17 protein-coding genes are annotated in these 11,834 nt (G+C 36.3%); 11 read left to right on the top strand and 6 right to left on the bottom strand.

The annotated features are described in order from the left end of the window. Window positions 1–15 precede the first annotated feature (15 nt). The 4 genes from ML543_RS00450 (at window position 16) to ML543_RS00435 (ending at window position 2,196) form a co-directional block, all read left to right on the top strand. Window positions 16–675 carry an SOS response-associated peptidase gene (locus ML543_RS00450; RefSeq protein ID WP_243385165.1) on the top strand — a complete coding sequence of 220 codons (660 nt, stop codon included), beginning with the start codon at window positions 16–18 and terminating at the stop codon, window positions 673–675. A gap of 88 nt (window positions 676–763) precedes the next feature. Next, window positions 764–1,015: a DUF2535 family protein gene (locus tag ML543_RS00445; protein ID WP_243385163.1), complete on the top strand. Its 252-nt coding sequence runs from the start codon at window positions 764–766 to the stop codon at window positions 1,013–1,015. 478 nt (window positions 1,016–1,493) lie between these two features. After that, entirely contained in the window at window positions 1,494–1,970 is a 477-nt protein-coding gene (locus tag ML543_RS00440) for a DUF2975 domain-containing protein (RefSeq protein WP_243385162.1), read from the top strand. Window positions 1,971–1,980: 10 nt separating this feature from the next. Further along, window positions 1,981–2,196, top strand: a complete 216-nt coding sequence (locus ML543_RS00435; protein ID WP_243385161.1) for a helix-turn-helix domain-containing protein — start codon at window positions 1,981–1,983, stop codon at window positions 2,194–2,196. Window positions 2,197–2,333: 137 nt separating this feature from the next. Here the strand turns inward: ML543_RS00435 and ML543_RS00430 are convergent, their stop codons facing one another. Next, window positions 2,334–2,807 (bottom strand): PCYCGC domain-containing protein, encoded by a 474-nt coding sequence (locus ML543_RS00430; protein ID WP_243385160.1) that lies wholly within the window; start codon window positions 2,805–2,807, stop codon window positions 2,334–2,336. Between the two features lie 174 nt (window positions 2,808–2,981). Here ML543_RS00430 and ML543_RS00425 point away from each other — a divergent pair, with 174 nt between their 5' ends. Next, window positions 2,982–3,557: an SCO family protein gene (locus tag ML543_RS00425; RefSeq protein ID WP_243385159.1), complete on the top strand. Its 576-nt coding sequence runs from the start codon at window positions 2,982–2,984 to the stop codon at window positions 3,555–3,557. 147 nt (window positions 3,558–3,704) lie between these two features. Here ML543_RS00425 and ML543_RS00420 read toward each other — a convergent pair whose 3' ends face one another. Next, window positions 3,705–4,094, bottom strand: a complete 390-nt coding sequence (locus tag ML543_RS00420) for a hypothetical protein (RefSeq protein ID WP_243385158.1) — start codon at window positions 4,092–4,094, stop codon at window positions 3,705–3,707. Beyond that, window positions 4,091–4,327: a helix-turn-helix transcriptional regulator gene (locus tag ML543_RS00415; protein ID WP_243385157.1), complete on the bottom strand. Its 237-nt coding sequence runs from the start codon at window positions 4,325–4,327 to the stop codon at window positions 4,091–4,093. The genes ML543_RS00420 and ML543_RS00415 overlap by 4 nt, the downstream gene beginning before the upstream one ends. A 245-nt stretch (window positions 4,328–4,572) precedes the next feature. Between ML543_RS00415 and ML543_RS00410 the strand changes: the two genes are divergently transcribed. Together ML543_RS00410 and ML543_RS00405 are read left to right on the top strand one after the other, a co-directional pair. Beyond that, window positions 4,573–5,340, top strand: a complete 768-nt coding sequence (locus tag ML543_RS00410) for an SGNH/GDSL hydrolase family protein (protein WP_243385156.1) — start codon at window positions 4,573–4,575, stop codon at window positions 5,338–5,340. 1 nt (window position 5,341) lies between these two features. Beyond that, complete coding sequence (locus ML543_RS00405; RefSeq protein WP_243385155.1) at window positions 5,342–5,938, top strand: YpmS family protein; 597 nt, start codon at window positions 5,342–5,344, stop codon at window positions 5,936–5,938. Between the two features lie 407 nt (window positions 5,939–6,345). Here ML543_RS00405 and ML543_RS00400 read toward each other — a convergent pair whose 3' ends face one another. Further along, the gene (locus ML543_RS00400) at window positions 6,346–7,719 is read right to left on the bottom strand and encodes an RsmF rRNA methyltransferase first C-terminal domain-containing protein (RefSeq protein ID WP_243385154.1); all 1,374 of its coding nucleotides are present in this window, start codon (window positions 7,717–7,719) and stop codon (window positions 6,346–6,348) included. A gap of 297 nt (window positions 7,720–8,016) precedes the next feature. On the opposite strand from ML543_RS00400, the gene ypmT reads away from it, so the two are divergent. After that, window positions 8,017–8,223 carry a protein YpmT gene (gene ypmT, locus ML543_RS00395; protein WP_243385153.1) on the top strand — a complete coding sequence of 69 codons (207 nt, stop codon included), beginning with the start codon at window positions 8,017–8,019 and terminating at the stop codon, window positions 8,221–8,223. Between the two features lie 272 nt (window positions 8,224–8,495). Here the strand turns inward: ypmT and ML543_RS00390 are convergent, their stop codons facing one another. Further along, window positions 8,496–8,663, bottom strand: a complete 168-nt coding sequence (locus ML543_RS00390) for a hypothetical protein (RefSeq protein WP_243385152.1) — start codon at window positions 8,661–8,663, stop codon at window positions 8,496–8,498. A gap of 215 nt (window positions 8,664–8,878) precedes the next feature. On the opposite strand from ML543_RS00390, the gene ML543_RS00385 reads away from it, so the two are divergent. Then, window positions 8,879–9,028 (top strand): hypothetical protein, encoded by a 150-nt coding sequence (locus ML543_RS00385; RefSeq protein ID WP_243385151.1) that lies wholly within the window; start codon window positions 8,879–8,881, stop codon window positions 9,026–9,028. Window positions 9,029–9,233: 205 nt separating this feature from the next. On the opposite strand, the gene ML543_RS00380 is transcribed toward ML543_RS00385, so the two are convergent. After that, complete coding sequence (locus tag ML543_RS00380; protein WP_243385149.1) at window positions 9,234–9,488, bottom strand: DNA alkylation repair protein; 255 nt, start codon at window positions 9,486–9,488, stop codon at window positions 9,234–9,236. 103 nt (window positions 9,489–9,591) lie between these two features. Here ML543_RS00380 and msrB point away from each other — a divergent pair, with 103 nt between their 5' ends. After that, entirely contained in the window at window positions 9,592–10,548 is a 957-nt protein-coding gene (msrB, locus tag ML543_RS00375) for a peptide-methionine (R)-S-oxide reductase MsrB (RefSeq protein ID WP_243385148.1), read from the top strand. 67 nt (window positions 10,549–10,615) lie between these two features. Continuing rightward, the gene (locus tag ML543_RS00370) at window positions 10,616–11,443 is read left to right on the top strand and encodes a sulfurtransferase (RefSeq protein ID WP_243385891.1); all 828 of its coding nucleotides are present in this window, start codon (window positions 10,616–10,618) and stop codon (window positions 11,441–11,443) included. Window positions 11,444–11,834 lie beyond the last annotated feature (391 nt).

Raw genomic sequence — 11,834 nt, 5'->3', positions numbered from 1 at the left:
AGGAGGAAAAACTCTTTGTGTGGACGATTTACATTAACAGTTGATCCGACAGAATTGGCTCAATTGTTTGCCATTAACGAATTTGTGGCGGATGCTTATGAAAAAAGCTATAATATTGCTCCTTCACAAAAGGTATTATCGGTCATTGAATCGAAAGGAAAACGAAAAGCCGGCCTGCTGCAGTGGGGGCTTATTCCAAGATGGGCAGACCCGACAAAAATGAAACCATTTATTAATGCTCGAAGTGAAACATTGAATGAAAAACGAAGCTTCCGCCATTTAAATCGAAATCGATGTGTAATATTAGCGGACAGCTTTTATGAATGGAAAAGGGAAGATGGGAAAAAGAAGCCCATTCGGTTTATGTTCAATGACGGCAAACCTTTTGCATTCGCTGGGCTTTGGGATCGATATCAAAGAGAAGGGCAAACAGTGTACACATGTACGATTATCACAACACCACCGAATCAACTAGTCGAATCCGTGCATAATCGGATGCCTGCTATCTTAGATGAACAAACGATAAGCGAATGGCTTTCGCCTGAAAATAGAGAATGGAGTCAATTGCAAGCTTTGTTAAAACCATATGCAGCAGAAAAAATGAAAAAGTACGAAGTTTCCTCCATTGTAAACTCTCCAAAAAATAATTCGGTAGAGTGTATTAAACCTCTTTAAAAAATTTTTAAAGTGACAAAAATCTACATACTTCGTTGAAAACATTCGGTATAATAAAGGAAACGGGTTAAAAAAGAGGATTGATAATTTGTTATTAAAAAGCCTAGAGTTCAAAACGAATAATGGACAGAAGGTGAAAATTATTGACATTCCAGTATTGGAGGAAGATAGCTCTTACCGTTTCATGATTACGATTCGACTCGAATCGTTTATTCGGACCATTGATAAGGAAGTAAGACCGAAAAATGTATATTCATTCAAAGAGTACTTAAAGAAAATATTAAAATGGCCCGATTACGAAGCAATTTATCAGCCGCAAATTTTACAGCATAATGCATAAAGGAGCGATTGGAGGCTCTGTTTAGTGAAATTCGTACAATACTTTAGAAGACGAAATCAAAATGGTTTCGTCTTTTTTTGTTTTAGATGCGACCCTTTCTTAATGGCTCTTTTCTAAATGATTATTACTTTTAATGTGTATAAAATACATTGTTGAGAATCGTCTTTCCCATTGTATGGAACTACATGACTTATGGGATGTAGGGAAAAGAGCGAGACATCAAAGGAGGCGCATGCCGAGGGGGGGCGGCTTCTTCCCCGCGAAAAGTAAGTGCCTGTAGCGCATTGTGAAAAATTCATTTTAAAGATGTCTGAAAAAGCAAAAATCTAAACAAAAACAGCCTTCGATGAAAAAAATCTTTGAAAGAATTTTTTTGATTGGAAAAAGTTATTATTTATTGAAAAAAGGTAAATATTTGTTATAAAACGATAAATAGTCATGCTAAAATTTGGATAATAAGTTGAGGAGGGGTAAATTTATGAAGCATATTACAACGACCTTTTTAAAGCTGACATTGTTCACGATTGGGTTAACAATACTGACTTTGAGCATATTTTGGTTACCTTGGTTGTCTGAAAACACTGTAAATATGTTTCCAGAATATTCTCATCTACAATATCCTGTTTTGATGGGTATATATGTAACGGCTTTACCGTTCTTTTTTGCATTGTATCAGGCTTTTAAAATTTTAAAGTATATTGAGGAAGGGCGTGCCTTTTTGGAATTGTCTGTACAGGCTTTGAATTATATCATTGTTAGCGCAATTGCTATTAGTATCTTATATGTATTTGGAGCAATTATTTTAATATCTCAAAGTGCTTTACATCCTGGGATAGCAATAATGGGTATACTAATTGTTTTAACTTCCTTTGTAATCGCTGCTTTTACTGCGATTCTACAAAAATTATTAAAAAGTGCCTTAGATATTAAATTAGAAAATGAGTTGACAGTTTGAGGGGAAAGCAATGCCTATAATAATTAATATTGATGTAATGTTAGCGAAAAGAAAAATGAGTGTCACAGAGCTATCAGAAAAGGTTGGTATCACAATGTCAAACCTTTCGATTTTGAAAAATGGAAAGGCAAAAGCAATAAGATTTTCTACATTAGAAGCAATTTGTAAAGCTTTAGATTGTCAACCTGGTGATATCCTTGTTTACGAAAGTGACTTGGACAAGTAAATAAGCTTCTCGTTCAATCTTTATGAAAATATTAAAAAAGCTTGGATTTATTCCAAGCTTTTTTAACCTTTATTAAGCAAAAATAGTTTATTTAAGGGATGTGGCATTACTAACGATTGTTATGCTACAATATACAATTAAACTTCAGGTGTAGGTGTTGGCTTCGCGTAGCCATTTTCATAGCGATTATCAATTTCTGAACGAATTTCTTTCACAGATTTTCCTTCCTCATATAAAACGATTGAATTTGCCGCAATTTCAAGACAGACATTACATTTTGTCCCGTGATCATCCCAAACAATTTCACCATTCTCATTTATTTCATGTACAAAGCATTCAAAATTATCACGGTGATTAGCGGATTCCGCACAACCGCAATAGCAAGGAATGGATCGAAGAAGTTCCTCATGCTTGGCAGCTAAACGATAAATCGTTTGTACTTGTTCAGGTTGATGGTCAAGAAATGTTGGCAACTCATCAACGGATACGGTAACTTCTCTTATATCTCCATTTGATAAATGGGTTATATGACTAGAATCATCATGATTTTGTTGACATCCGGTTAATAATGTAACGGAAAGAAGTAAGGATGAAATAACAATTTTCTTCATTAGGATCACCTATAATTCATATTTTTCTCACAAATATACTTTATCATAAAACGGGGAAAAGAAAATACGATTTATTCCGTGAAATTTTTATGAACGAAATCGAAAAACTTTCATTTTGTACCAATTTTTTGCTAAACTTTTATCAGAAATTCAATTAAGAAAGGTGTACATACGATGAAAAAAGGTTTAAGCGTCATCGCGTTTTTCATGCTCATTTTCCTAACTGCTTGCGGTGGGGGAGGAAAAATTGAAGGTGCTCTCAATTATGAAGTCGAACCCTTTACGTTTACAAACCAAAACGGAGATTCAGTTTCGCTAGAAGATTTGAAAGGGAAAGTATGGATAGCTGATTTTATTTTTACAAACTGTGAAACGGTTTGTCCGCCAATGACAGCGCATATGACGAAGCTGCAACAAGAAGCGGAAGAAGCGGGTGTAGATGTTGAGTTTGTTTCGTTTAGTGTTGATCCTGAAGTCGATACGCCCGAGAAATTGAAAGAGTTTGCTCGTAATTATGATTTATCATTTGATAATTGGCATTTTTTAACGGGTTATGATCAAGAAACGATTGAAGAATTTGCTGTTAGTAGCTTTAAAGCCATAGTTCAAAAACCTAAAAATAACGATCAAGTGATTCACGGGACGAAATTTTATGTAATTGATCAAAATGGAGTTGTTGTAAAAGACTTTAATGGGGTTGAAAATACTCCTTATGAAGAAATTATAAACGTTGTAAAGGCATTACAATAAAGGCTAAAGAATTGGCTCAAACAAGGCATGAGTACAACGGATACTCATGTCTTTTTGGTATATATTTGAGTTGGAATGTAAAACAATCCACTTTGAAAATAGGAAATCAAAGTGGATTAAGGGATAAAGATTTATTGGGGACCTTTATTAGTATCGCTTGGACAAAACTACAAACGAAATAAAAACGGTAATGATGACGGAAGTTGCTAACAAACAGACCGTCTGATAACCATTTAGCTCAAGCAGTTGAAATTGAAACAACAACATAACAATAACCATATATCCTAAAGTGAAAAAATAACCAAGGTAAATCCCTTTTTCTCGAATTGTTTTAGCTCGTTCGTCATTTTCTTTGAACTGAGGAAATAAATATGATAAGCAAAAACACATTACAGTCATACCTATAAAAATAAGCTCATGTCCAACGAAGAATGTCCCAGTTGAAATCGTGGAGTAAGTTATTAAAATACTGTAAAATAAAAAGATAATACCACTAATGAAATAGAATCTTCTTCCAGATTTACTGCTCAAATTCATTTTAATCCCTTCCCATCTTTTATGTTTACCGAAATATTTTCATCTTCTAACAAAAACACATTCTCAACGATTGTGTTAAAGCACCGGGCTATTTGAATGGCGAGAGGTAACGAAGGGTTGTAACGTCCCTTTTCAATAGAAATAATAGTTTGACGTGATACACCTAACATCTCGGCCATTTGTTCTTGAGAAATTCCTTTCTCTTGTCTTAACTGTTTCATCCTATTTTTCATATGAGGAATCCATCCTTTCTATCCACATTATAATGTAAAGGAAACTTTACTGTAAAGGATGCTTTACATGGGAGGCGTTATAATTACTTCAACAAAATTTCAATGTTCGTTATAAATTTTTATAAAGATTATTGGAAAATGAATAGGGGAATAAGAATAATAGTTGACGTTTGAAATCATTCATGTAAAATTTTTCATAACATGAATTATATTAATAATAGTGCTCGTATAGCAGGTGATACGTTTTGAGGAAAATATCTTTTTTGCTGATTCTATTACTTTTAGTAGGGTGTAGCACAATAAAAGTTCAGCAATCACCTTATAAACAAACTGGTGTTCAAGATAAACCATCCATAACGACTACAGTAGCTGAACAAGAACTTCATCTTGTAGGGCTCGGTGACTCTTTAACACAGGGGGTCGGGGATGAAGTCGAGTTGGGGTATTTAGGGAGAGTAGAAGAACGTTTGGAACAACAATACGGCAAGGATATATCGATTGCTAATTTCGGAAAAAAAGGCGACAAGACAACGAATTTATTGAAAAAGCTCAATAATGAAACGGTCCAAAAAGAAATCGAACGTGCTGACCTCATTTTTTTAACTATTGGTGCGAATGATATTATGAAAATAGTTCGTAAAAATATTTTTTCGTTGACGTATGAGCCGTTTGAAGAGGAACAGAAAAATTTTGAGACACGATTTGAGGAAATCATTCAAGTAATCCGAACGCATAATCCATCCGCGCCCATCTATTATGTCGGTCTTTACAATCCTTTTTTCCTTGCATTTCCTGATTTCCCCGAAATCAATTTAATTATTGAACAATGGAATGAAAGTGCCGAACATATTTTATCTAAGGATAATAATGCAACGTTTATATCCGTTCAACAAATTTTTGAAAATGAAGAAGAACCGTTATTGTCGCAAGATCACTTTCATCCGAATGAAAATGGTTATTCCATGATAGCCGAACAAGTATATCAAGCATTAATCGAAGATAGGAAGATGTAAGATGAATCGTTGGAAAATAAGTTTTCTCACTTTACTTACCATTAATATTGTAGTTGCTTTTTTTGTTCTAGTTCTCGCTTTTCTACCTGTTCAAAAACCCGTAAATGAAAAAGTCGAATATGAGAAAGAGGAGTATGCGAGCTTTCTTGTTCATAGTGATAAAGAAACGATGAGTAGACTTGTGAATCAATTTCTTGCAAAACAAGCAAATAATGAACCGCTGTCGTATTATATTGAGATAGAAGAAGATGTAAAGTTATACGGTACATTACAAGCATTCGGTAGGGACTTGCACGTAACGATCTCGTTTATTCCGAGAGTAACGAGTGAAGGGGATGTTGTTTTATCGGTTCACGAAATGTCAGTCGGAAAACTTGCGCTTCCTATTTCTTACGTTTTAAATTATATTCAAAAGCATTACGTACTGCCGAATGAAGTATCTATCGATGCGGATAAAGCGCAAGTATACGTCAATTTAACAGATATTACTCTCCAAAATAACTATAAAATTAAAGCGGGTAAGATAAATTTAGAAAAAGATGAAATCTCCGCTGAATTACTAATTCCGTATGAAAATCAAACAGACCCTTCCAACTAAGTGGGAGGGTCTGTTTATGTTTATTGGTACAGAAAGTTTTTTGGTGTCTAGCTCCAAGCGGCATCAGCTCGGGTCGCTTCGGCCCTGCTGTGGCGACGGAAGCCTCCTCGCAGATCCTCCATCGCCCTTCGCATAAGGACTTGCACTTTGCGCTTTTTCTGTGAAAATAAACATTACCTATGGGCTGAATGATCGATCATGATAGGTAGATGCTAGAAAGAAAAAACCCCGGGGAGGATAAATTTTCATGTCCGGGGTGTGAGTGTAAAATCATGTATGTTTCTTATTTAGGTTGTAGTCGGAAACATTGTTGGTTTACAACGCTCAAGACACTTGCTATCCATTCCATCACTAAGGAGTCAAGTCTGATCTTTGAATAGATTGAAGATCTACCTTAATAAAAGCCTTTATTTAAAATGAATGCGTAGCCCTTTTGGGTAAAAGTTTTTCATTGTTCCCTTTGACTCTTTTCCCCACCCAATGGAAAGGCCATCTATGAACAATAAAGTCCAACCGCGATCTTCACCGGAGGATAACGTTTCACCACGCATGTACTTTTTCCACTCATTTTCCGTTGCACGCATAGTATAGGATGATTGAACGTCTTCTTTGCTTAAATAAAGCGCAAGATGATGACTAGGTTCAAATCGATTTTTTTTGAACTGTCCAAGGTGGAGGCCTTTGCGAATCACTTTTAGCGAATCGAAAGATGGACAATGATCAGGTAATAAAAACAAATGATCTTTATGAAGATAAAACATTCCTTCAAGTTTTCTCGTAAGTGTTTTTTGTTCAAAAGTTCGATAGTCTTTTAAGTCTTTTTCTTTTACATTTCCGCGCTCAAATTTGACATTTGAAGACCAATCGGTTCTGTCCTCTTTTTTCAACTTCACAACAAAATGACCTTCCCCACGCATTAAATGAGGCCATAGTCTCACGCTTTTTTCGAGAGCGGTGGTTAGATGTTGTGTCCAATCCACTCTCCCTTTTGATGTACCTCTTATCGGGTGGACATCCACTATGGACATATCTGTATATTCGTTTATAAACCATTCTATTACTTGCTCATTCTCTTCGGGGGAGAATGTACATGTGGAATAAACGAGTTCTCCACCTGGTCGAAGCATCTGATAGGCATGTGAAAGAATACTTTTTTGAGTAATTGAGCATTGAATAACATGATCTTCGCTCCAAAAACGAATGGCTTCCTCATCTTTTCGAAACATTCCTTCACCTGAACAAGGAGCATCTACTAAGATTTTATCAAAGAAATGTTCGAATGAGTTCGCTAGCCTTTCAGGTGTCTCATTTGTGACGACAGTATTCCGTAGGCCAAACCGTTCGATATTTTCCGCTAATGCCTTAGCCCTTTTCGGATGAATTTCATTCGAAATTAAAAGTCCTTCATTTTCCATCATTGATGCTAGTTGAGTTGATTTTCCTCCAGGAGCTGCACATAAATCGAGTACACGATTACCTTTGTTTGGGTTAAGTAGTTCTGCTGGCAGCATAGCGCTTGGCTCTTGAATATAGTAGGCACCAGTGAAGTGCAATGGATATTTACCCGGCTCGGCATCACTTTGTTCAATCCGATATCCATTTGAGCAATGCGGAATGGCTGCGAGTGGATAAGGAAAGTAATCTTCAAACCAGCTTTTCTCTACTTTTAATGGATTTAGACGTAAACCGATGGATTTCGGTTCTTGATACGATTCGAAAAACGGGTGAGCATCCTCATTTAGTAAACGTGTCATTTTATCTACAAATTCTGTCGGTAACATGCTGTTAATCTCCTTTCATTCCTCATTATTATAGCGAATTTTGTCAACAGAAGGTAGGAGATACAGCTTGACGATTTCCAAAAAATAAGGGAAAATAAGATGAACTTTTATAAAAAGGTTGTTGTTTTCGTTTTGTGATAGGAGAAAGAAGGAGTCTATTTTTAAAAGAAGCAACATGACAACCTTTTTCACTTACGATTGTTATTCGTGAAAAAAAGAGGGTAAACTCGTTCATAAGTAGTTTTTACTTTTACTATGTACTCCTTTTGCTGATTTGTTTATGAAGGGGGATTAAATATGAAGAAAATTTGGATGGCAGGAAGTATTCTATCATCATTGATTGCCGTATACTTTTTAAGTTTGGCGTATAAAGTATTTGCTGGTGGAGACTTAGCTTGGGATTTAGACAAGATTTATTTAAATGTTTCGTATGCTGCACTTTGCTTAAGTTTAACGGTCTACTTCCTACACTTGAAAGATCAAAATAAAGAAAGAGAAGAATAAATTTCTTTCTTTGATGATTCTCGATTCAATCCAATGTTAACCAATATGAGATTATTGAAGAGTTAAAGGGCTGACAGTTGTCAGCCCTATTTTATTGTTACAGAAAGTTTAAGTTCAATAAAGAGTTAAAGTATTCTCTTTACCATTTTTTTGGTGTCTAGCTCCAAGCGCCATCAGCTCGGGTCGCTTCGGCCCTGCTGTGGCGACGGAAGCCTGCTCGCAGGTCCTCCAGCGCCCTTCGCATAAGGACTTGCGCTTTGCGCTTTTCTTATTTAACCTTCAGCTTCTTCTTCTGTTGAATCATCTGTACTTTCTTCTGTATTTTCTTCCATATTCGTATCTTCTTGTTGGTCGGTATTCGTTTCTGAATTACAAGCTGTTAGCAAAAACAGAGCAAACATGGAAACGCCTAGTTTTAAAAGAAATGATTTCTTTTTCAACTTAATTCCTCCCAATTTTTTATTATAACCAGCTGGTACAAGCCCATTATAGTAGAAAAAAGGTGTAAAAAAATAGAATTTACAAAATTAATAACAAATATTTACATTTATTAAAAATATGACATGGGTGTTAATTTAGTCAAAATGAAATTCGCATTCTATTTCAAAGAATAAATGATGAATTTCGTGCAAAGGCTATGAGAGAAGGGAGGAATATGATGAAAAAAGAAGAGAAAAATGAGTATAAATATAGTTATGAATCGGATGGAAAAATGGGAAATAATGAAGAAGAAAAAGAGTTTGAAAAGAAAGAATCTGAGCATGATCCTTCCATGTTTTTTAATGCAACACAACATAGCGAATAAACGATAAATGTATTATGTAAACAAAAGATGACTTAATAATCTCCAAACTTGTTTTGGGTTATAATGTTTTTTGCATTATCTACAGTAAAAACAGTGGATGAATAAAAGGAAGGTGGCGGTGGTTTCTTCGATGATAGCACAATCCGTTAGAAAACATTCGCCACCGTAAACAAAAAAGAGTGGTACTTTAGGTCAAACTCTTTAGTTAAAATTCACTTTGGCCAATTTGACCGTGCTTAATAAAAGTCATTTCTTCCTCAATTAATCCGCATGTTCCGCATTGCACTTTATAGTGGGGGCCTTTGTACGGAAGGTGAAAGGGATCCAACGCTTGTTGATCGTATTGTTCCATAACTTCTCCAGTTTTAGGGTCTAACTTCACAGCTTTTGCAACTTGTTCGATCATGTTAAAACGGGAACGGTTTGTTTTACAACTAGGACATAAATAAGGTGCACTCATAATAGCCCTCCTTTTTCACTTAGTATGAACCTATAAGGGGGTGCAAATTCATTTCATTTTAAAAAATTCACCTTTATAATGAGGAGATAAGGGAGGCGATATAATGAATGAAAAGAATCTCCAAAAAGCAACATTCGCAGGCGGATGCTTCTGGTGTATGGTACAGCCGTTTGACTCTCTTCCAGGAATTCACTCAGTGACTTCAGGTTATACAGGAGGAACGGTTGAAAATCCGACATATGAAGAAGTATGTACGCATCAAACAGGACATGTTGAAGCAGTGCAAATTACATACGATGAATCAATATTCCCATATGAAAAATTACTAGAGCTATTTTGGCAACAAATCGATCCAACGGATGAAGGGGGGCAGTTTTACGACCGAGGTAGTTCATACAAAACCGCCATTTTTTATCACACAGAAGAGCAAAAGAATAAAGCGTTTCAGTCAAAAGAGGCCCTTGTAAAAAGTGGGCGATTTGATCGTCCGATTGTTACACCTATTTTACCGGCCCAAACATTCTATCCTGCAGAAGACTATCATCAAGATTATTACAAAAAAAATCCGTATCGATACAAAAGATACCGAGAAGGTTCTGGTCGAGATGCATTCATTCAAAAGCATTGGGCCAATTATTCCAAAGAAGATTTGAAGCAAAAGCTTACACCGATGCAATATGAAGTAACACAATTGAATGGAACGGAACCCCCGTTTCAAAACGAATATTGGAATAATACAAAAGAAGGGATATACGTAGATATAGTTTCAGGTAAGCCTCTATTTAGTTCAGCCGATCAATACGACGCTGGCTGTGGGTGGCCAAGCTTTACGAAACCAATTCACGAAGCAGAAATTTTAGAAAAACTGGACACATCCCACGGTATGATTCGAACAGAAGTACGTTCGAAAACGGCTGACTCCCATTTAGGTCATGTATTCCATGATGGTCCAACTCCATCAAGACTGCGGTATTGTATAAATTCTGCGTCCCTTCGCTTTATTCCGAAAGAAGATTTAGAAAAAGAAGGGTATGGCGAGTACAAAGTATTGTTCGATTGAAAATTTTAATTAAGAGAGGTGAATTTCTTTGACTGGCTTAATATCCGTTGAAACACTATCCGAATGGATGAAGAATGATAGTGACTCCTTGCGAATCATTGATTGTCGGTTTGATTTAACCAATACGAATGCAGGTGAAACGGCATTTAAAGATGAACATATCACCGGAGCGCAATATGTACATTTAGATCGAGATTTAAGTGGTGAAGTAGGAAAGCATGGAGGAAGACATCCGTTGCCGAAAATAGAGCAGCTTGTGCAAGTAGTTGAGTGTTTAGGGATTCAAGAAGATTCAACTGTGATCGCATACGACGATCAAGGGGGTGCTTTTGCATCCCGATTCTGGTGGCTGATGAAGTTGATTGGTCATGAGAAAGTTTACGTGTTAAATGGTGGATTTACATCATGGAAAGCAAAAGGATTACCAACAAGTGATGAATTGATCACATATGCTCAAACCTCTTACAAGCCATCTGTAAATTGGGAGTTACTTGCGACAGTTGAACATGTTCGAAATGCGGTGAACAAGCAGGATACCCTTCTAATTGATTCACGTGAATGGACACGATATATTGGGGAACAAGAGCCAATTGATCCTAAAGCGGGACATATTCCAAGTGCATTGAACCATTTTTGGAAACATAACCTTCAGGAGAACGGTGAATTTCTTCCAAAACAAGCCCTTCAAAAAATGTACCAAAGGGTAAAGGAGAAAGAGGAAGTTATCGTATATTGTGGATCTGGCGTGACTGCTTGTCCGAACGTCTTAGCACTGCTCGAAGCCGGCATTCAAAACGTAAAACTTTACGCAGGAAGTTGGAGCGACTGGATCACATATGATGAAAACGATGTTGAAACAACGAATGGAAAACAGTTATTAGAAATTGATTCATAAAAAATGTTAAGAGATGACCTCTTGGATGAAGAGAAAGTCGAAGCGAATTAGCCTTCATTTTTATGCCTGATGGACTAAACGATAAAAGCTCTACATCTAATGGATCAAATTACTTTCTTATTTATAAGAAAACTCTCCTTTGATTTTGGAGTTGTCGTGACTTCATTAAATAAAAAAAGAGAGTTTTCTTTTTTGTTGCTTAATGAAATACTATGATGCCACGAATGGCGTCTACTCTAGGGGGCAGCACACAGGCTAGCTTGTGAGTCGAGGAGACGAATAGAAAAGGTGAGCGAGAGACTTCTTGCACGGAGAAAAAGAAGATAATGTGAGGAAATCGAGGAGGTATCTACACATTGCTAGTTAGCTAGACGCTGGGAGGCGTACCTAG

Origin of the sequence: Bacillus kexueae, from assembly GCF_022809095.1 — a bacterium.
Lineage (GTDB): Bacteria > Bacillota > Bacilli > Bacillales > Aeribacillaceae > Bacillus_BZ > Bacillus_BZ kexueae.
The sequence above is the reverse complement of the archived record's forward strand: the minus strand, read 5'-3'. Positions and strand labels throughout refer to the sequence as shown.

Excerpts from the sequence above, each read along its gene's own strand:
- ML543_RS00440 (WP_243385162.1), top strand. The coding sequence starts at position 1,494 with ATGAAGCATATTACAACGACCTTTTTAAAGCTGACATTGTTCACGATT.
- ML543_RS00435 (WP_243385161.1), top strand. The coding sequence starts at position 1,981 with ATGCCTATAATAATTAATATTGATGTAATGTTAGCGAAAAGAAAAATG.
- ML543_RS00430 (WP_243385160.1), bottom strand. The coding sequence starts at position 2,807 with ATGAAGAAAATTGTTATTTCATCCTTACTTCTTTCCGTTACATTATTA.
- ML543_RS00425 (WP_243385159.1), top strand. The coding sequence starts at position 2,982 with ATGAAAAAAGGTTTAAGCGTCATCGCGTTTTTCATGCTCATTTTCCTA.
- ML543_RS00420 (WP_243385158.1), bottom strand. The coding sequence starts at position 4,094 with ATGAATTTGAGCAGTAAATCTGGAAGAAGATTCTATTTCATTAGTGGT.
- ML543_RS00415 (WP_243385157.1), bottom strand. The coding sequence starts at position 4,327 with ATGAAAAATAGGATGAAACAGTTAAGACAAGAGAAAGGAATTTCTCAA.
- ML543_RS00405 (WP_243385155.1), top strand. The coding sequence starts at position 5,342 with ATGAATCGTTGGAAAATAAGTTTTCTCACTTTACTTACCATTAATATT.
- ML543_RS00400 (WP_243385154.1), bottom strand. The coding sequence starts at position 7,719 with ATGTTACCGACAGAATTTGTAGATAAAATGACACGTTTACTAAATGAG.
- ypmT (WP_243385153.1), top strand. The coding sequence starts at position 8,017 with ATGAAGAAAATTTGGATGGCAGGAAGTATTCTATCATCATTGATTGCC.
- ML543_RS00385 (WP_243385151.1), top strand. The coding sequence starts at position 8,879 with ATGATGAAAAAAGAAGAGAAAAATGAGTATAAATATAGTTATGAATCG.
- ML543_RS00380 (WP_243385149.1), bottom strand. The coding sequence starts at position 9,488 with ATGAGTGCACCTTATTTATGTCCTAGTTGTAAAACAAACCGTTCCCGT.
- msrB (WP_243385148.1), top strand. The coding sequence starts at position 9,592 with ATGAATGAAAAGAATCTCCAAAAAGCAACATTCGCAGGCGGATGCTTC.
- ML543_RS00370 (WP_243385891.1), top strand. The coding sequence starts at position 10,616 with ATGAAGAATGATAGTGACTCCTTGCGAATCATTGATTGTCGGTTTGAT.